Raw genomic sequence first — 18,889 nt, 5'->3', positions numbered from 1 at the left:
AGATATTCAAAGGCATGAAATGGCAAATGTAGATAGCGCGATGGAATCATATCGCGAGGGGCTGGATGCCATCGACCGCCGGATCCTGAAGGCGCTGCAGGAAGACGGCCGGCTCAGCAATGTCGACCTTGCCGAGCGGGTCGGCCTTTCGCCGTCCCCGTGCCTGCGCCGGGTCAAACGGCTGGAGGCGCAGGGGGTGATCCGCAGTTACCGCGCGGTGCTGGATCGTCCGGCAACCGGGCTCGGCCTTACCGTCTTTGTCGAGATCAAGGTCGTGCGCCACACCCGCGAGAATGCTGCCGAACTTCAGGCCGCGCTTGAGGCAAGGCCGGAGGTCGTCTCCTGCCACATGGTCTCCGGCACCGCCGATTTTCTGGCCGAGATCGTCGTGGCTGACCTGACAGCTTACGAGCGGCTGCTTGCCGAGCATCTCCTGTCCTTGCCGATGGTGGCCGACATCCGCTCCAACTTTTCCCTGCGGCGGATCAAGAGCGATGGGGCACTGCCGCTTGTGTGAAATGCACTAAGGGTTATGCATTTATGGTTAGCCTTGATGACCATAGGTGCCGAAACCTGAACAATCACTATTAGAGCTAGGTTGCGACGTTCCACCACTTTCCGAATTGTTGGAAAAACAAAACGGAGGCAAGTGGATGAGGCTCGGTCGCGGTGTCACGGGGAAAGCAGTAAAAACAGCAATTGCCGTGGGTTTTTTGTCCCTGTCCGGCGTTTCTGTTGCCGGGTGTTCCGTCGTCGATGCCGAGCTGCGTCAGAGCGGCGGCGTTGTCGGCTCGACCTCCAACAATATCTTTTCCGCCCCGACCAAAGAGCTTCAGGTCTACCGGGCGGCCATTGCGATGGCGCTGCTGGGCAGTATCGCCCAAGCCTCGGGCGCCCAGTCGCAGGATGCCGAAATGCTGGTCTCGCGCCTTACGGATACAGCGGAGGACATCCGCAACATGTACAAGCTTGCGACCTATGACGAGCCGCCGGGGAACTGTGCGGCCTTGACGAAAGTCTGCGCGACTTATCCGGCCGAGTTTGAAAGCCGCCTGCCGCATCTGGAGAGCCGGCTTTATCACCTCACCGTGGCGTCGTTGTCGAACGAGGAACTGGGTAAACTCAAGGGCGATGTGCTCTCGCAGAACTACATCTCTCTGGCCTTTCATTTTCTGAAGGCCGGAGGGTCAGCGCTGAGGCAGGCGCATCAGATGGCTGCCACCTATCGCTCGGTGACCGAGGGTGTCGCCCTGGCAACCGCCCGCTCGCGGCCGCAGGATGCCGGTGTCGAGATCGTATCGGTGGATGAGGCTTACGCCTATCTGATCAAGGTGATCGGGGAGGTCGGAGAGCCTCAGGCCCGCCGGGACATCAGGCTCGAGCCCCAGGATTTTGATTTCCTTTTCAAGCTCGCCCTGCGGTCCTGCTCGGACATTGCCGGACGCACCGACGGCAAGGGAGACAAGCTGAGGCAAGAGTGCGCAGAGACCCTTAAATGGTAAGGATGACGGACCTTAGAGCGAAATCCCCTTGAGCTGCTGGTAGAGTGTCAGCGCTGCCCGGTCGGTGAGGCCGGAGATATGGTCGGTGAGGCAGAGCAGGGCCTCATAGCGACTGGCCGCCTTCGGTGTGCCGGCGAGGGTCCACAGGCGCCGGGCGCCACCCTTGAGAGTGCTGCCGTCCCAGCCGGCCTTTTCCCAGCGGGCCACGAGCGGCCAGAAGGCATCCATCAGCCCTTGCAGGACGGCAAAGCCGGCGCTCTCGCGCGCCATTACGGCGCGGCTGTCGAAGATGCGGCGGCGGGCAAGGATGCTGAGTGCCTTGTGGGCGTCCGCCCATTTGCCGGCCTCGACCAGAGCGGTTGAAAACCGGCCTTCAAGGATTTCCTGCTCGCTGGCGCGGAAGGTCTCGACCGCGTCTTCGATCAGCTTGCTGATGGCGGTTGCGCGCAGGCGCTGGATGATGTCGACCTCATCAAGGTCGGCGAGATAATCCTTCCTGACCCCGGCGATGGCATCCAGCGCGTCGCGTGTCTCGGCAAAACCGAGCATGCCCTGATGATACCCGTCCTCAAGGTCGATGACGCCGTAACAGATGTCGTCCGCCGCCTCCATGACGAAGGCCAGTGGGTGACGCGCCCAGCTGCCGGGCGCGCGTTCGATGAGGCCCAGCGCCTCCGCAACCTCGGCGAAGAAGCCGTTCTCGTTTTCGAAGAAGCCGTGTTTCTTGGCGCCGATATATCCGTCCTTGAGGCGGTCGGCGGCACGCGGATATTTGGTGAAGGCGCCGAGCGTGGCGTAGGTGAGGCGCAAGCCACCCTTTTCCCGGTACATCTCGTGCCGGGTGAGCAGGCGAAAGCCCTGGGCATTGCCCTCGAACTTTTTGAAGTCCGCCTGCTGCTGGTCACTGAGGCCGGCGAGGGCTTCGGGTGTGCGGGCAAACCACTCCTGCAGGGCTTCCTCGCCGCCATGGCCGAAGGGCGGGTTGCCGATGTCGTGGGCAAGGCAAGCGGCCTGCACGATATAGCCGAAATCGGCGGCCTGCACCTGCTTCTCCAGCGCGGGATTTTTCTCCAGCACATGGGCGCCGATGGCGGTCGCGATGGAGCGGCCGACGGAGGAGACCTCGATGCTGTGGGTCAGGCGCTTGCGCACATAGTCGCTGTCGGCCAGCGGATGCACCTGTGTCTTGTCCTGCAGGCGGCGGAAGGCCGAGGAAAACACGATGCGGTCAAGGTCGGTCTGGAACGGCGTGCGGCCGGGGTCGCGCAGCGGCGCCTTGCTGCCCTCTGCTTCCGGGCGCGGTACTTCCATCAGGCGGGAGGCATCAAGCAGCCGGGACCATTCCATCGTATGCATAAGGAACCTTCGAGTATGGGGCGAAGTTTTTATTGACAGAACGTCGGTGGTCCGATGGCCGCCACGATAACGAACCGCCAACGATACCTGAAGGAAGGAATCCTTTATCATGCTTTACTGGGCGCTTGTCTTCTTCATCCTGGCGATCATTTCCGGTGCCTTCGGCTTCTTCGGCATTGCCGCTGCGTCCGCCAGTATCGCCAAGCTGCTCTTCGTCATCTTCCTGGTGCTGCTGGTCGTCAGCCTGCTTGCCCAGGCGCTGCGCGGTCGCCCGCCCGTCTGAGGCGCGGTCCCGGCGTGAGCGGCTTCTCACATGCCCGCATGTGAGCTTGAACCCTGACAGGGGCGCTCCCAGACTGTATGGTCTGGCCCATTGGAAAAAGGGGATCGGCCCGCCGCTGACGGCGGGCCGCCCTTGCGTGGGCAGGAGCGCTTTTTGATGACCGAGTATGATTTCGATCTCTTCACCATCGGTGCCGGTTCCGGCGGTGTTGCCGCCAGCCGCCGCGCCGCGGTTACCGGCATCAAGGTCGGCATCTGCGAGGATTACCGCATTGGCGGCACCTGCGTGATCCGGGGCTGCGTGCCCAAGAAGCTGCTCGTCTACTCCGCCCAGATCGGCGACGCGATTACCGACAGTGCCGGTTATGGCTGGTCGGTCGACAATGTCTCCTTCGACTGGGAAAAGCTGATCTCCGCCAAGGACAAGGAAATCGACCGGCTCAACGGCATCTATATCGGCATGCTGGAGCGGGCCGGTGTTCATGTGTTCGAAGGGCGCGGCAAGCTCATCGATGCCCATACCGTCGAGGTGGCCGGCAAGCGCTACACCACAAAGCGCATCCTGATTGCCACCGGCGGCCGCCCGGTTGTGCCGGATATCGAGGGCAAGGAACATTTCATCACCTCGAACGAGGCGCTGCATCTGGAAAGCCTGCCGAGGCGCATCCTCATCGTCGGCGGCGGTTATATCGCCTGCGAATTCGCCGGCATCTTCAAGGGGCTTGGCGCCGAGGTGACGCAGCTTTACCGCGCCGACCTGCCGCTGCGCGGTTTTGACGGCGACGTGCGCGGCTTCATTACCAAAGAGCTTTCCAAGCGCGGCATCACGCAGGTCTCCGGCGTGCATCCGGCAAAGCTGGAAAAGACCGCCTTCGGGTACACGTTGCATGCCGCCGATGGCCGTACTTTCGAGGCCGATCTGGTGATGGCGGCGACCGGCCGCAAACCCAATACCGATGGTATCGGGCTTGAAGCTGTCGGCATCACGCCGGACAAGGCAGGCGCCGTGCCGGTCGACGAGTTCAGCCGTACCAGCGTTTCCAACATCTGGGCCGTGGGCGATGTGACCGACCGCGTGGCGCTGACGCCGGTTGCCATCGCCGAGGCGCGGGCCTTCGTGGAAACCGAGTATCACGGCAACCCGATGGCGATCAGCCACGAGAATATTCCGCATGCGGTCTTCACCCTTCCGCCGATTGGCGTGGTCGGCCTTGGCGAGGAAGCTGCGCGCGAGAAATATGGCGCGGTCGATATCTATCGCACCGAGTTCCGCCCCATGCGCAACATTCTGGCCGGGCGTGACGAGCGCTGCCTGATGAAGCTGGTGGTGGACCGGGCAAGCCAGCGCCTGCTCGGTGCCCACATGGTGGGCCCGGATGCGCCGGAAATCATCCAGACGCTGGGCGTTGCCGTCGTCAACGGCCTCACCAAGCAGCAGCTGGACCGCACCATTGCCCTGCATCCGTCAACGGCAGAAGAATTTGTGCTGATGCGCGACAAGCTGCCGGACCCGGAAGTAGCAAAGGCGGCGGAATAAGGCTGCTGGCCCAAAGGGTCTTACTAAACAAAACGGCGCCCCATAACGGGCGCCGTTTTTCTTTGCCGGATGGATGGTTCACAGGCCGAGGTGCGGCACCACCTTGCGGCGCAGAAATTCGTCGGCCGAGAAGAAGCCGGCGCCGCGCGCGATGAGGAACAGCTCCAGGATCATCCAGAGATAATGCTCCGGCCGGTAGAACTCGCTCTTGTCCGCCAGATCGCTCTGGAGGAAGACGCCGAGATAGAACTGGATGACCATGGTCATGGCCAGGAGGCCGGCGCCGGCAAAGCGCCCTGCAAGGCCGATGAAGGCGAGGCAGGACAGGGTAAGTTCGCCCGTTGTCGTCATCACCGCCCACAGCACCGGCGGCAACAGCGGCAGCGGGTGATAGTCGGTAAAGAGGAAGATTTGCCCCTGCCAGTTGAGAATGCGGGCCCGGCCGGCGCTGAAGAACACATCGAACAGCCACAGGCGGGCGACCAGCAGCGCGACAGGCGTCAGGCAGGTCTCCAGCAGGCCGGCGGCCTTGCGGTAGAGCGCGGCGGCTGTGGTGGCATGACGGCACTCGGAAAGCCGGGCAAGGGTCATGGAGTTTCTTCCGCAAGGGTAAAGCCGGTGAAAACCCCGCCGGCAAGGTGAGTGACGAGCGCTTCCTGCAGGCCAAAGCCGGCTTCGGCCTCAAACGCGGCCATGGCGGCGGCGCCGAGGGACTGACCATCGGCCAGCGTGCGCAGGAAGGTGAATTCTCCCGGCGACAGCAGGCGCGTCTCTACCTTTGCCACCGGGCGCAGGACGAGCAGGGCCTGCCCGGCCGCGCCGAGCAGCGGGCGAACATCCTCTCCGGCTGCCGCCGCCTGCCAGATGGCCTCGACCGGCCAGCGGCTGGTGATGAGGCGCAGTGAGGGGTGGGGCACGAGTTTGAGGTCAGGAAGGCGGTCCTGCGGCAGTTCGGCGAGAACGGCCGGCAGAACAGGATCGCCGTCGGCCGCGTGATAGGCTTCCACCCGCGCCCATTCCAGTCGGGCAAGATCGGGCAGAAAACCCGGATCGCGACCGCCTTCGGAAAGCCCGGCCGCCAGAAAAGCCGGCAGCTCGCTGCCATAGACCAGCAGATGGGCTTCACGGGGCGGGTGGGCGCGGATGAAATCGGCGGCCATCGCCAGCCAGTTATCCTCGCCCATCAGCTTGTGTGTCAGCGGAAAGGCCGCCGCCAGCACGCCCGCCAGCGAGCCGATGACATTGTTGCGATAGATGGCAAGCCGTGCATCGGCGCGGGAACCTTCGCCGGCGCCGACACATTCGGCCTGCGGCGTATCGGCGGAAAGCAGCGTGCGGGCGAAGGCTGCCTGCAGCTCAGCCAGCATGGCGCATCGCTCCGGCCCCCGACATGGCCCTTGGCGCAGCCCGCGAGGCGACGCGCTGCATGATACGTTCGGCCTTTTCAGCCTCGGCCATCAGCACCGGCAGTTCGGGAATGCGGGTATCCCACTCTACCAGAATGGGAGTGGGCCCAAGGCGGGAGAGCGCGCGCTCCAGCAGCAGCCAGACCGCATCCGTTACCGGCGAGCCGTGATCGTCGATCAGCACGGTTTCTTCCGGCAGCTCGGCGATGAAGTGGCCGGCAACGTGGATTTCGCCAACCGTACCGGCCGGCACGCGATCCAGCACGGTGTCGATCCAGCGCGCGGTGTCGAGCCCGTGATTATGGCCGGTCACTTCCACGTTATTGACGTCCAGCAGCAGGCCGCAGCCGGTACGCAGCGCAATCTCGGCCATGAATTCGGCTTCGGGGATCGTCGACTGGTCGAAGGCAACGTAGGTGGAGGGGTTTTCTACCAGAATGCGGCGACCGAGAGCTTCCTGGAACTGCACGATGTTGCGGCAGATGACGGCCAGCGTCTCTTCCGTATAAGGCAGCGGCAGCAGGTCGTTGAGATAGGCGCCGCCCTGGGTTGACCAGGCGACATGCTCGCTGACGAGGCCCGGCTCCAGCCGGTCGATCAGTGCCTTGCGGCGGGTTATGGCTTCCGGGTCCAGCCCTTCGGCCGATCCCAGCGACAGGCCGACGCCGTGGCAGCTCAGCGGATAGCGCGCGCGAATATCTTCCAGTGCCCGCAGGCGCGGACCCCCGGCGCCGAGATAGTTCTCGGTATGGATTTCAAGCCAGCCGGTCGCGGGCGACCCGTCCAGAAAATCATCTACATGGCTGTGGCGCAGGCCAATGCCGGCGCGCTCGGGGATGCGGTCCCGTTTGAAAGGCGGGGAAGCGGAAACTGCCATGCTGACCTCTTGGGATCGCCCTCGGATCGTCTGGCCCAGTATAGCTGACCCTGGGCCGTTATTCTTGTCGTGGAGGGCCTGGATGACCGGGCGGCCACCCTCCCGCACGTCGCGGGGGAGGGGGTGGCTCTGGCGGAAGGCTGGCCGCGCCGGTCCGGCGACCCTTTCGGGTTCGCCGGCAAGTACCGGGAGGAAAAGCCGGTGCTTACTTCATCATCGTGTTCATGCCATCGAACGGCATCAGCTTGCCGTGCATGCCTTCGCAGGTGCCGGCATCTACGGCCTTCCAGTCGGCGCCGGAGAAGTTTTCCTTGGACTGGCCAGCGCAGCTGTGGGTTCCGGCATTGTTGGCACAGTCGTTTTCACCGGCCTTGGAGATGCCGTAACACTTTTCCTTGCCGGCGGCGTGCGCTTCGGTGGTGGTGGCAACAACCGCCAGCGAGAAGGCGCCGGCCATGGCAGCGGCGAGGGAAAGGCGGGTGAGATCCTGCATCTTGCTCATGATGGTCAAAGTCCCTGTCGTTTAATGTTGCCCCCCGCGGCAGCATTGCCTGGTGAGGCGGGAGACGGCGCCGGAGCGGATCGCCTGAGACTGTTATAGGCTGACCTGTCCGCCGTCCGAAGTCACCTTGGATCAACAGAAGTTGATGAGCCGCGAGAGCTTCTCGATTTAGCGCCGGGATCGGACGGCTTCTTGCAGGAGTGTGCGGCACTTGGCATTTGGCTGCGGATTTTGCGTCGGAGGCCGGGATTTTGATAGATTCGTACCGGCGAAGGAGCTATCACTCCTAGCCCTTTGGCCGATAAAATCGGCGTGAAGGGCGATCAGGGGATGTCATCGGGGCGTCCCGGTAACAGATTAAAGAGGGTATCGGCCGCCGGCTGCTGAAATATGGGCCGACGCGGCATCCCGAGCGAAGGAATGAAGCCATGAGCGAGCGGTGGAGCCCGCAGAGCTGGCGCAGCAAGCCCATTCAGCAGGTCCCGGAATATCGGGACCAGGCCCTGCTCCAGCAGGTCGAAGAGCGTCTGGCAAGCTATCCTCCGCTGGTTTTTGCGGGTGAGGCGCGTCAGCTCAAGCGTGATCTGGCCGATGTAGCCGCCGGCAAGGCGTTTTTGCTGCAGGGCGGCGACTGCGCCGAAAGCTTCGAGGATTTCCGCCCCAACATCATCCGTGACACTTTCCGCGTGCTGCTGCAGATGGCGGTTGTGCTCACCTTCGGTGGCCAGACCCCGGTGGTGAAAGTTGGCCGGATCGCCGGACAGTACGCCAAGCCGCGCTCCAGCAATGTCGAGAAGATCGGCGATATCGAGCTGCCGGCCTATCGCGGCGACATCATCAATGGTTATGCCTTTGATGCCGTCTCGCGCGAGCCCGACCCGGCGCGCCTCGAGACCGCCTATTTCCACTCGGCCTCCAAGCTCAACCTGCTGCGTGCCTTTGCCCAGGGCGGTTATGCCGACCTGCACAAGGTGCATCAGTGGACGCTGAAGTTCTTCGAGGACAGCCCCGAGGCCAAGAAGTACGAGGAACTGGCCAACCAGTTGGACCAGACGCTCGCCTTCATGCAGGCCTGCGGCCTCAACGCCACTACCGCCCCGCAGATCCGCGAGACGGACTTCTATACCAGCCACGAGGCCCTGCTGCTCGGTTACGAGCAGGCGCTGACCCGCGTCGATAGCACCTCGGGCAACTGGTATGACTGCTCCGCTCACTTCCTGTGGATCGGCGACCGTACCCGCCAGCCGGACCATGCCCATGTCGAGTTCCTGCGCGGCGTGCACAACCCGCTTGGCCTCAAATGCGGCCCGTCGCTGACGGATGAAGACCTCATCCGCCTCGTCAACACCCTGAACCCGGCCAACGAGCCGGGCCGGCTCACGCTCATCGTGCGCATGGGCTATGACAAGGTGGACGATAACCTGCCGCGCCTCATCCGCACCGTGCAGCGCGAGGGCTTCAACGTCGTGTGGTCGTGCGACCCGATGCATGGCAACACCATCAAGTCTGCGACCGGTTACAAGACGCGCCCGCTGGAGCGCATCCTGCACGAGGTCAAGCGCTTCATGGCGGTGCATCAGGCCGAAGGCACCTATGCCGGCGGCGTGCATCTGGAACTGACCGGACAGGAAGTGACCGAGTGCCTTGGCGGTGCGGCCAATGCCGTGACCGAAGGCAGCCTGTCGGATCGTTACCACACCTACTGCGACCCGCGCCTCAATGCGGCGCAGGCGCTGGAACTTTCCTTTGAGCTGGCAGACTGGCTGAAGCAGGCCCGTTCCGCCCAGCAGGCCGCTGCCGCAGCAGCGCAATAACCAGACGAGGCGGCGGGGCCGGGTCTTGTACCCGGCCCCGACCTGACCAACCTCCGCCAGCAGAACCATAATTATAAGAAGGCAGGTCGGTATCCCGGGCACCTCCGGCATCGTCCATGCCTTGATGCGCGTCGCCACCAACCATCCGAGCAAACGCCATGGATGACGGACACCTGCCCGCTTTCACCACCTCCGCCGCTTCCTATCCGAGCCCCGGCGAGGTGCACCGCTGGACGGACAAGTATTTCGACCGCACCAAGCAGGTCGTTGGCCGCTTCGGGGATTGTAAGGTCACCTACGCCGTCTTCATGCGCCGACCGGTCGTCTCCGCGCCGCGTCTGGCGCTGGAATGGCTGACCTCGGTCGCCGCCGAGCGCGGGGTCAAGATCGACGTCGATCTGCGTTACCCCGAAGGCAAGTGGGTGGGCGCCGGCGAGCCGATGTTCTACCTCACCGGCTCCTTCTATCACCTTGCCGATACCGAGACGCTGCTGCTGCAAAAGCTCGGCCCTGCCTGCGTTGCCGCCTATAACGCGGCGATGATGTGCACCGACCTGCCGAAGGTCGCTTTCCTTGCCATGGATGCGCGCCACTGCGCCGGCGCCGAGATGGCCGACATCATGGCCTATGCCGCCAGCGTCGGCTCCGAGCGGGCGCGCCGCAAGGTGGGGGCGCTCGGCTTCATCGGCAATGCTACCGACGCCACGGCGCATTATTTCGGCCACAAGGAGGGCTTCGGCACCATGCCGCATGCCCTCATCGGTTATGCCGGCTCGACCGTGCGTGCCGCCGAGATGTTCCATGAGACGCATCCGGAGCAGAACCTGACGGTGCTGGTCGATTATTTTGGCCAGGAGATTACCGACAGCCTTGCCGTATGCGCACGCTTCCCGCAGCTGGCGGCCGCCGGCCGCCTTTCCGTGCGCATCGACACGCCGGGCAGCCGCTTCCTTGAAGCGCTCGACCCGGCGCAGTCCTATGCGGTGCTGGAGCGTCATGTGCCGGGTGCCATCCGCGGTTACCGTACGCCGAGCGAGCTGGCGCATCTGGTCGGTCCCGGCGTCAGTGCGGCCGCCATCTGGCGCCTGCGTGAGGCGCTGGATGAGGCGGGGTATCCCAATGCTCGCATCGTCGCGTCGTCCGGTTTCAGCCCGGCCAAGTGCCATATGATGGCGGAAGCCGAGGCGCCGATCGATGTTATCGGCACCGGCTCCTTCCTGCCGGAAAACTGGAACGAGACCTACGCCACCGCCGACGTCATCGAATATGACGGCGTCGAGCGCGTGAAGCTCGGCCGCGAGTTCCTGTTCCGGCGGTAAGCCGAAGCACTCAAACAAAAAGCCCCCGGCAGCAGCCGGGGGCTTTTTGTTTTGGGGCTCTTTTACGCCCTGATCTGCGCCAGGAACTCGTCGACGCTGCCGTCGAGCTGGGCGGCCAGCATGTTGAGGCGCTCAGCGGCGTCCAGCACTTCACGGGTGGTGGCGCCGGTCTGCTCGACGGTGGCGGCCACGCTGCTGATGCCGGCGGTTACCTGTGAGGTGCCGTCGGCGGCACTCACGGAGTTGCGGGCGATCTCGCCGGTGGCAGCCGTCTGCTGCTCGACACTGTGGGTGACACCGCCGGCAATGGTGTCGATCTCGGAGATCACGCTGCGAATGGTCTGGATCGCGGTGACCGCTTCGGCCGTGCTGGACTGGATGCCACCGATCTGCTGGGCAATCTCTTCGGTCGCGCGGGCCGTCTGGCCGGCAAGGTTTTTGACCTCCTGTGCCACCACGGCAAAGCCACGCCCCGCTTCACCCGCGCGCGCCGCCTCGATGGTGGCGTTGAGCGCCAGCAGGTTGGTCTGTTCGGCAATGGCGCTGATCAGCGTCACCACTTCGCCGATGCGGCGGGCCGCTTCGGCAAGGCCCTGCACGGTCTGGTCGGTCTTTTCCGCTTCCTCGACCGCCCGGTGGGCAATCGCGCCGGAGCGGCTGACCTCGCGGGAGATATCGCCGATGGAGGTGGAGAGTTCTTCTGCTGCGGCAGCGACCGTCTGAACATTGGCGCTGGCCTGCGCGGTGGCCGCGGCGATGCTGCTGGTCTGTTCGGCGGAGCGGCGGGCCGCATCGGTGAGGTGACGGGCAGTATCGTCCAGATCATTGGCAGCACTGCCAACCTCGCGCACGGCGCCGCGCACCGTCTGCTCGAAACGATTGGCGAGAGCGGCGAGAGTTGCGGCCTTTTCCTGTTCTGCGCGCTGCTGCTGCTCTTCCTGCTCGCGATGCAGCTCTTCCACCTTCAGCGCATGTTCCTTGAAGACGAGCACCGAGCGCGCCATCTCGCCGATTTCGTCGCCGCGATGGGTGGCGCCCACCTCGACGCTGTTGTCGCCTTCCGCCAGCTTGCGCATCAGCTGGTTGAGATAGGCCAGCGTCGCCACGAGGTTGCGCGACACGTAGAGCCAGGCGATCAGCGCGGCGATGACGATGGAGGTGACGACCAGCGCGGCCATCAACCAGCGCAACTGGGTGGACAGCGTGGCCGACCGGGCGCTGGCCTCATGCATGGCGGCATCGGCCGCGGCCACTTCCTGGTCCACGATGGCGGAGAGTTCGGCCGCGCCGGAGGTCACCTGATCCATCATCGAGCGGACGATCATGTTGGTGACGAGTGTCTGCTGCCGTACGGCAAACAGGCTGGGCTTCTCGCTTGCCATGCCGACGGAGGCGAACTCGCGGTAGGTGTCGGCAAGTTCCTGCGGCACGACCTTGGAGGGGATGGAGAAGCTGAGATCCTCAAAGGCGCTTTCAGCGGTGCTGTTGGCGGCATCGTCGCCGGTGCCGGCGGCGGTGGCGAGCTGCCCGACCATGGCGCCAAGGCTGGTCTTGAGGCCTTCAAGGCCCTGCAGCTTCTCAAGTCCGTTCTTCAGCAGCGTTTCCACCTCGGCCTGCGGCTTGCCGGCGCTGATCGCCCCGGAAAGGCTGATCGCGAGATCGGTGGAAGCTTTTTCGATCAACGGGGCCAGCGCTTCGTCGAGCTTGCCATAGGCGGCCTGCGCTTCGGCAAAGCGGCTGGTGACCTGATCGTTGAGCATGATGACGCCGGCACGCACATTGGCCATCTGGCCGAGTGTGCTGTCGAGCGCATCCAGTTTTTCCTGCATTGCCTTGACGTTGTCGCTCTGGCCTTCAAGGCGACTCAGCTCTTCCACGCTCTTGCGGGCCGTGCCGACAAGGGCGCTGAGGCTGGCAGCCTGCTGCTGCACATCGTCGGCAGTCGCGGAACTGACGAGAGCCGGGGCAGCGGCCACCACCCGGGTGGTGGCGTTGGCGGCGCTCATGGCAGCCCTTACCAGCGGGGCCTGGCGATGGGTCAGCTGGTCGATATTGTCGCCAAGGCGACCGATGGAGAAGATGGCAACCGCGCCGGCCACCACCGTCAGCAGCGCGACAATGACGAAAGAGCCGATGAGGCGCGGGGCGATGCCGGCGAGGCGGCGCTTGCGGCCCGCGGCCTTTTCGTCCGGCATGCCATCATCGCCCTGGCCTTCGGTGTCGGCAGGCGTTGCAAGCACTTCGGAGGCATCGTCCAGGACTTCCTGCAGCCGGCCACCCAGAGCGGTATCGTCCAACATTGGCGAATGTCCGTCGTCGTTAATCCAGAGAGCGTCGGTAAATCTTTTGGATGCGCGGGACCCTATGCCTGCCTTCGCGGCTGCACAATCGGGTTGGTTCACATTGGGCCAGATTTTATTGCTGAAATGGCTTGTAATAATTATGAAATAATGATGTATATTAAGTATACATGGTCAATATTATAAAATTTTAGGATATTTTAGAATAATGAAAAGCTGTGCAGGGGCAATCTGATTCCAGATTTTCATGCAGGTGGGATCTCTATCTTTCTCCCCATTCCTGCGCGGCTGTGCATAGACCGATAAGTGCGGCTATTATATTCCAAGATTGGGTGCCGCTTTTTTGTGCTGCGGCGCATCATCGGTTATGCGGCGGTGCTGATTGGCGCGTGCTGAAGTGGCGGGAACCGGCGAACGAGTCGCAGCAGGGGCCGCAATAGCGCAGCCTGTCGTACGGGCAGAACGGACGCTTTCGTCAGCCGGCGGCCTTCACCATCGTCCGGCCGCTGGTGAGGTCGCTTACCAGCCGGGAGAGAGCTTCCAGTTCCGCTTCTGGCACCTGCAGGGTCAGACTGGCACCGGTGGCGGTGAAATCTTCGCTGACAAGCCGCACATCCGGGATGGCGGCCAGCCGTGCCTTGACAAGCGCGAGATCGGAAAAGCCAAGTTCTGCCGTCGCCAGTACCGTCGGGGTGAAGGGGACAAGTTCGGCTGCCCTGAGGCAGGCGGCCGCCGTACCGCCATAGGCCCGCACCAGCCCGCCGGTGCCGAGCAGCACGCCGCCAAACCAGCGCGTGACCACCACGGCCACCTTGTCCACCTGCTGGCCTTCGATGGCGGCAAGGATGGGTTTGCCGGCGGTGCCGCCGGGCTCGCCGTCATCAGAAAAGCGATAAGCCTGGCCAAGCCGCCAGGCCCAGCAATTATGGTTGGCATCCGCCGTCGAATGCGCCGCGATTCGCCGTTTGGCCTCGTCCTCGTTTTCCACCGGGATTGCGATGGCCAGAAACCGGCTTTTCTTGACGATCTGCTCGAAGCGGGCGGTCTGCGGGAGGATGAACATCGGCGCCTCTTAAGGGGGCGGCTGTCGCTGAATGAACAAAGGCGGCACCCTTGCAGGAGCCGCCTTGTTGAGGTGAGGGCTGCTATCCGCCGGTCAGGCGAAATAACCCGGCCGATGCGGTGCACGCGCCGGCAGCGGCGGTTCCCGCAGGGCGGCAAAGGCTTTTGCGATCCGGGCGCCGGTGCGGGCGTTGTTGAGCACCAGCTCGATATTGGCAGCAAGGCTGCGGCCCTTGGTCAGCTCTTCCATGCGGGAGAGCAGGAACGGCGTGGCGTCCTTGCCCTTGATGCCCTGCTTTTCAGCGTCGGCCAGCGCGGCCTCGATGGCCTTGTTGATCTCGTCTGCCGGCAGGGCATGTTCGGCCGGAATGGGGTTGGCGATCACGACGCCGCCCTCAAGGCCAAGCTGCCACTTGGTTTGCAAAATCGCGGCGGCTTCTTCCGGCGTATCGGCACGGCAATTGAGCTTGAGGCCGCTTTCGCGCAGGTAGAAGGCCGGCAATTCGTCAGTGCCGTAACCCATCACCGGCACGCCGCGCGTCTCCAGCACTTCCAGCGTCTTGGGCAGGTCGAGGATCGACTTGGCACCAGCGCAGACCACGGCCACGGAGGTGCGGGCCAGCTCTTCAAGATCGGCGGAGATGTCGAAACTTTCTTCCGCACCACGATGCACACCGCCGATGCCGCCAGTGGCAAAGACGCTGATGCCTGCCATGCGCGCGCAGATCATGGTGGCGGCAACCGTGGTGGCGCCATGGCGCTTCTGGGCCAGCGCCACCGGCAGGTCGCGCCGGCTCAGCTTCATCACATCCTTTTCGCTGGCCAGCAGCTCCAGATCCTCATCGCTGAGGCCAACGCGGATGCGCCCGTCGAGCACGGCGATGGTCGCCGGCACGGCGCCTTCCGCCCGGATCGCCTCTTCGACAGCCTTTGCCGTCTCCAGATTGCGCGGGTAGGGCATGCCATGGCTGATGATGGTCGATTCCAGCGCCACGACGGGTTCGTGCTTCTGCAGGGCGCGGACGACTTCAGGATGGATCGAAAGGAAATCAGGCATGGCTGCGGCCATCTTCAGCTTGTCTTTCAACGGGGGATCACGTGGGCTTACGCGGGCGGCATGCTGCGGTCAAGTCAAGGCAGCGCCAAGGCAGGAATGAACGGCCCGTCAGGGCGCGATTGCCATACGCGCTGCGACGTCGGCGAGCGTCAGGTCGTCCCGCACGGACTTTTCCGCCTCAACCGTCAGGGAGGCGAGCGCCTGGCCGAAGCGTACGGCATTTTCCAGCGTATCGCCCCGCGCAAGGCTGACGAGAGCGCCCGCCACCAGGCTGTCGCCGGCACCGGTCACGTCCACCACCTTTGCTTTCGGGGCCGGTAGCAGGCGGGTGCCCTGCCGGTCGATAAGCCAGGCGCCTTCCTTGCCCCAGGTCACCACCCCGGCGCCAACCCCGCTGTCGAGCAGCCAGTCGCCATAGCTGCGCAGATCGCCGGCGCCCTTCAGCGGCTTGCCGATCAGCGCACCGGCCTCGTCGCGGTTGCAGAAGACGAGGTCGATGCCTTCCAGGAAGGTGAGGAGGCGCGCCATCTTGGTGAGCGAGGCACCGTTGGCGATAAGGGAGACATCCTGCGGCCGGTTATGCACCAGCCAGCGCAAGGTGGCTTCCGGCGCGTTGGTGTCCATGAGCCACAGCTTATGGCGGGCGAGGGCCGGCAGCGCGGCTTCGCATTCCGCTGCGCTCCAGCCGTCATAGATCGTCATATCGGAGGGGGCGATGACCAGCTCGCCCTCATGGTCGAGCACTGCGTTGTAGGAGGCCGTTGCCGCCCCGGCGATGCGCAGCACGGGTGCCACGTCGACCCCGGCCTCCGCAAGGCGCGCCAGCAGGCCGTCCGCTTCGTTTTCCTGGCCGAGGCGAGAGAAGAAGGCGACCTCTGCTCCCAGCCGCGCCGCATTCTCCGCCACGTTGCGCGCCACACCGCCATCGGTGGTGGTGATGCGGCAGGCATTGGTGGTGGCGGGGATGGCCGGACCCAGCAGCATCAGCTTGCGGTCGATGTTGGCAGCGCCGATGCAGGCAAGGCTGTGCCGGAAGGCAGAACGGGCCGGGTCGGCCGGATGCGGCATGGTAAAGGCTCTTGACAGGGGCTTGAACGAAGCGTGAACAGAAGGGGCGGGAGCGCCCCGCCGCGCCAAGCTACTACGCCATGGCCGGGGGCAGGGAAGACAAAAATCCGGTGGAAGGCGTTTGAAGCAGCAGGCGGCAGCAACGGGCGACTATGGGATCGCAAGGCTTGCCGGGCGTGACCCGGCGCGCTGGATCTATCCGACGCCTGTCGGCCTCTATGTCGAGCCGGCCGGCCTTTATATTGACCCGATGCGCGTGGCGGAACGTGCCATCGTAACCCACGGCCACTCGGACCATGCTCGCGGCGGTCACAGGCATGTGCTGGCAACGCCGGAAACGCTTGCCGTCATGGGCGTGCGCAAGGTGAAGCCCAAATCCGGTCAGGCGCTGGCCTCCGGCGAGAGCGTGACTGTCGGCGGGGTCCGCATCAGCCTGCATCCGGCCGGCCATGTGCTGGGCAGTGCGCAGGTGCGGCTGGAGTGGCAGGGGGAGGTCGTGGTCGTCTCCGGCGATTATAAACGCGCGGCGGACCCGACCTGTGCCCCCTTCGAACTGGTGCCTTGCCACACCTTCGTGACCGAGGCGACCTTCGGCCTGCCGGTCTATCGCCATCCGCCGGCAGAAGCGGAGATTGGCCGGCTGCTGGCATCGCTCACCCTCTTTCCAGAGCGGGCGCATCTGGTTGGTGCCTACAGCCTTGGCAAGGCGCAGCGGGTTATCCGCCTGCTCCGGCTTGCCGGCCATGAGCGGCCGATCTGGGTGCATCAGGCGCTGTGGGAAATGTGCGCGCTCTATCAAAGCGTCGGGATCGATCTTGGTGAGCTCAGGCTGCTGGCCGATGCCCGGCCGGCCGAGCTTGCCGGCGAAGTGTTACTGGCACCACCCAACGCATCGGCCGAGGGCTGGCTCGCTGCCCTGCCTGAGCCGGTACGGGCGGTTGCCTCGGGCTGGGTGCGCGTGCGCAAGCGGGCAACCCAGCAGGGGGCGGAGCTGGCGCTTGTCATCTCCGACCATGCCGATTGGGACGAACTGCGCCAAACCATTGTGGAGACCGGTTGCGAGCGGCTCTGGGTAACGCATGGCGAGGAAGCCGCGCTCATCCATTTCGCGCGCCAGCGCGGGATCGAGGCGCGGGCCCTCAGCCTTGTCGGTTATTCCGATGGGGAAGACGAGAAGGCCGAGGCGGGGGAGGGCGACGCATGATTGCCTTTACCCGCTTGCTGGAGGCGCTGGTGCTGGCCCCCTCCGCCGAAGCGCGCCGGCGTCATCTGGTTGCTTATTTTGCGGCAACGCCCGATCCGGACCGGGGCTGGGCGCTGGCCTTGCTGGCGCGGCGTGCGCCGGTCAAGCCACCCACGGCCCCACTGATCCGCCGCCTCGCAGCGCGCCGGCTTGATCCGGTGCTGCTGGCGCTGGCGCATGAACATGTCGGCGATCTGGCGGAGGCCGTTGCCCTTGGCTGGGAAAGGCCGCAGAGCGCCGGCGATGACACTTCTTCGGCGCCGGGCCTCGCCGACTGTCTTTCTCTGTTAGCCGACGCGGCGACCGGGTCTGAAGGACAGCTTTCTGTGCTGGAAGCGCTGCTCGACCGGTTGCCGGCAGGCGCGCGGCGGGTGCTTCTGCGGCTGGGCGCGCCGCCGCCGGTTGGTGTGACGCCTGAGCTGTTGCAGGAAGCGCTGGCGCTGCTGGCGCCTTTGCGGAGCGCTGCAGACATCCGTGCGATCTGGAGCGCGCTGGAACCGCCTTTTGTTCCCTTCTTTGCCTGGCTGGAAGGGCGGGGGCCGTCGCCGGCCGGCAACCGGCCGGTCGGCCTGATCGAGCCGATGCGCGCCGCCGCGCCGCCGGCAGGGGAAGCTTGGGTGGTTGCCGGTGGTTATGTCGCCGAGTGGAAGCTGGCGGGTATCCGCGCGCAGCTGCGCCTTGCCGGCGAGGGCGGCGCCCCCCGGCTGCATTTGATGAGCGGAGAGGATGTGGCCCCCCGGTTTCCGGAGCTTCAGGCGCTACCGCTCCAGGGTGCGGAGAGTGTTGTCGAAGGGCTTCTTATCGTCAGGACTGGCGGCGGTGGTGATCTGGCCGCCATTCAGCGCCGGCTTGCCCGTGCCCGGCCCAATGCCGCCCTGCTCGCCGAAGCGCCGGTGTCTTTTGTGGCTTTTGACCTGCTTTGGCAGGGTGATGATTTGCGCGCGCTGCCCTTTGCCGGGCGCCGGCAGCGGCTGGAGGCCTGGGGGCGTGCGTTGGGGGAAGGGCCGGTGGAGATTGCCGGGCAATTTACTCTTCCGGATGCGGCTTCCGTCGCTGCCCTGCGCCGGCAGGCGCGCTCTGCCGGGCATCGTGGGCTGATGCTGAAGCATCCGACAGCGGGCTATGGCAGTGCCGGACCGGATGGAGGGCCGGGCTGGGTTGACTGGCCGCATGATCCGCTGACGACCCGGCTCGCCCTCCTTTATCTCCAGCGCGATCCGGCCAATGGCGCGCTGGAACTGACCTTTGCCGGTCGGGATAGAGACGGCACGCTGGTGCCGGTTTGCCGGGTGGCCGCCCCGCCGGAAAAACCGGTAAGACAGGCGCTGGAAGCATGGGCGAGAGCTCATACGGTTGAGAAGTTTGGCCCGGTGCGCTCGCTGGGGCCCGGCCTAGGCGGCACGCTGGCTTTCCAGTCGGCAGAACCGGCACCGCGGCGGCGCTGCGGCTTCACTTTGAGCGAGCCGGTTTTGCTCTCGCTCGACTGGGACTTTCTGCCGCAGGCGGCGGACAGTCTGGTGCAAATCGGCGCGTTAACAGATTAAAAGTAATTTTATGCGATTTT

17 protein-coding genes are annotated in these 18,889 nt (G+C 64.7%); 8 read left to right on the top strand and 9 right to left on the bottom strand.

The genetic code is table 11. The features are described 5' to 3' along the window. Nucleotides 1-19: 19 nt before the first annotated feature. A complete protein-coding gene (locus tag QTL98_RS13865; RefSeq protein ID WP_445679058.1) occupies nucleotides 20-517 on the top strand; it encodes an Lrp/AsnC family transcriptional regulator in 498 nt (165 codons plus the stop codon). Between the two features lie 187 nt (nucleotides 518-704). Further along, a complete protein-coding gene (locus QTL98_RS13860; protein WP_445679057.1) occupies nucleotides 705-1,502 on the top strand; it encodes a hypothetical protein in 798 nt (265 codons plus the stop codon). Nucleotides 1,503-1,514: 12 nt separating this feature from the next. On the opposite strand, the gene QTL98_RS13855 is transcribed toward QTL98_RS13860, so the two are convergent. Continuing rightward, nucleotides 1,515-2,849 (bottom strand): deoxyguanosinetriphosphate triphosphohydrolase, encoded by a 1,335-nt coding sequence (locus tag QTL98_RS13855; RefSeq protein WP_445679056.1) that lies wholly within the window; start codon nucleotides 2,847-2,849, stop codon nucleotides 1,515-1,517. Nucleotides 2,850-2,967: 118 nt separating this feature from the next. Here QTL98_RS13855 and QTL98_RS13850 point away from each other — a divergent pair, with 118 nt between their 5' ends. Both QTL98_RS13850 and gor read left to right on the top strand, forming a co-directional pair. Then, nucleotides 2,968-3,141 (top strand): DUF1328 family protein, encoded by a 174-nt coding sequence (locus QTL98_RS13850; protein ID WP_445679055.1) that lies wholly within the window; start codon nucleotides 2,968-2,970, stop codon nucleotides 3,139-3,141. Nucleotides 3,142-3,297: 156 nt separating this feature from the next. Continuing rightward, entirely contained in the window at nucleotides 3,298-4,677 is a 1,380-nt protein-coding gene (gor, locus tag QTL98_RS13845; protein ID WP_445679054.1) for a glutathione-disulfide reductase, read from the top strand. 78 nt (nucleotides 4,678-4,755) lie between these two features. On the opposite strand, the gene QTL98_RS13840 is transcribed toward gor, so the two are convergent. The 4 genes from QTL98_RS13840 to QTL98_RS13825 all read right to left on the bottom strand — a co-directional run bounded on the left by QTL98_RS13840 (nucleotide 4,756) and on the right by QTL98_RS13825 (nucleotide 7,462). Next, entirely contained in the window at nucleotides 4,756-5,268 is a 513-nt protein-coding gene (locus QTL98_RS13840) for a DoxX family protein (RefSeq protein WP_445679053.1), read from the bottom strand. After that, nucleotides 5,265-6,044, bottom strand: a complete 780-nt coding sequence (locus tag QTL98_RS13835; RefSeq protein ID WP_445679052.1) for an HvfC/BufC N-terminal domain-containing protein — start codon at nucleotides 6,042-6,044, stop codon at nucleotides 5,265-5,267. Before QTL98_RS13835 ends, QTL98_RS13840 begins: the two co-directional genes overlap by 4 nt. Then, nucleotides 6,034-6,960 carry an MNIO family bufferin maturase gene (gene bufB / locus QTL98_RS13830; protein WP_445679051.1) on the bottom strand — a complete coding sequence of 309 codons (927 nt, stop codon included), beginning with the start codon at nucleotides 6,958-6,960 and terminating at the stop codon, nucleotides 6,034-6,036. The genes QTL98_RS13835 and bufB overlap by 11 nt, the downstream gene beginning before the upstream one ends. Nucleotides 6,961-7,165: 205 nt before the next feature. Beyond that, nucleotides 7,166-7,462 (bottom strand): BufA1 family periplasmic bufferin-type metallophore, encoded by a 297-nt coding sequence (locus QTL98_RS13825; RefSeq protein WP_445679050.1) that lies wholly within the window; start codon nucleotides 7,460-7,462, stop codon nucleotides 7,166-7,168. A gap of 428 nt (nucleotides 7,463-7,890) precedes the next feature. On the opposite strand from QTL98_RS13825, the gene QTL98_RS13820 reads away from it, so the two are divergent. Together QTL98_RS13820 and QTL98_RS13815 are read left to right on the top strand one after the other, a co-directional pair. Next, nucleotides 7,891-9,276 carry a class II 3-deoxy-7-phosphoheptulonate synthase gene (locus tag QTL98_RS13820; protein ID WP_445679049.1) on the top strand — a complete coding sequence of 462 codons (1,386 nt, stop codon included), beginning with the start codon at nucleotides 7,891-7,893 and terminating at the stop codon, nucleotides 9,274-9,276. A gap of 158 nt (nucleotides 9,277-9,434) precedes the next feature. Continuing rightward, the gene (locus QTL98_RS13815) at nucleotides 9,435-10,595 is read left to right on the top strand and encodes a nicotinate phosphoribosyltransferase (RefSeq protein ID WP_445679048.1); all 1,161 of its coding nucleotides are present in this window, start codon (nucleotides 9,435-9,437) and stop codon (nucleotides 10,593-10,595) included. 62 nt (nucleotides 10,596-10,657) lie between these two features. Here the strand turns inward: QTL98_RS13815 and QTL98_RS13810 are convergent, their stop codons facing one another. The 4 genes from QTL98_RS13810 to QTL98_RS13795 form a co-directional block, all read right to left on the bottom strand. Then, nucleotides 10,658-12,895 carry a methyl-accepting chemotaxis protein gene (locus QTL98_RS13810; protein WP_445679047.1) on the bottom strand — a complete coding sequence of 746 codons (2,238 nt, stop codon included), beginning with the start codon at nucleotides 12,893-12,895 and terminating at the stop codon, nucleotides 10,658-10,660. A gap of 475 nt (nucleotides 12,896-13,370) precedes the next feature. Next, complete coding sequence (locus tag QTL98_RS13805; RefSeq protein ID WP_445679046.1) at nucleotides 13,371-13,958, bottom strand: IMPACT family protein; 588 nt, start codon at nucleotides 13,956-13,958, stop codon at nucleotides 13,371-13,373. A gap of 93 nt (nucleotides 13,959-14,051) precedes the next feature. Next, entirely contained in the window at nucleotides 14,052-15,014 is a 963-nt protein-coding gene (locus QTL98_RS13800; protein ID WP_445679045.1) for a pseudouridine-5'-phosphate glycosidase, read from the bottom strand. A gap of 108 nt (nucleotides 15,015-15,122) precedes the next feature. Next, entirely contained in the window at nucleotides 15,123-16,082 is a 960-nt protein-coding gene (locus QTL98_RS13795) for a carbohydrate kinase family protein (RefSeq protein WP_445679044.1), read from the bottom strand. 121 nt (nucleotides 16,083-16,203) lie between these two features. Here QTL98_RS13795 and QTL98_RS13790 point away from each other — a divergent pair, with 121 nt between their 5' ends. Both QTL98_RS13790 and QTL98_RS13785 read left to right on the top strand, forming a co-directional pair. Further along, entirely contained in the window at nucleotides 16,204-17,286 is a 1,083-nt protein-coding gene (locus tag QTL98_RS13790) for a ligase-associated DNA damage response exonuclease (protein WP_445679043.1), read from the top strand. After that, nucleotides 17,283-18,869 (top strand): ATP-dependent DNA ligase, encoded by a 1,587-nt coding sequence (locus tag QTL98_RS13785; protein WP_445679042.1) that lies wholly within the window; start codon nucleotides 17,283-17,285, stop codon nucleotides 18,867-18,869. Before QTL98_RS13790 ends, QTL98_RS13785 begins: the two co-directional genes overlap by 4 nt. Nucleotides 18,870-18,889 lie beyond the last annotated feature (20 nt).

This window comes from Radicibacter daui (genome assembly GCA_030657355.1).
Lineage (GTDB): Bacteria > Pseudomonadota > Alphaproteobacteria > Radicibacterales > Radicibacteraceae > Radicibacter > Radicibacter daui.
Note: the sequence above shows the minus strand (reverse complement) of the source record. Positions and strands in the feature narration are given on the sequence as shown.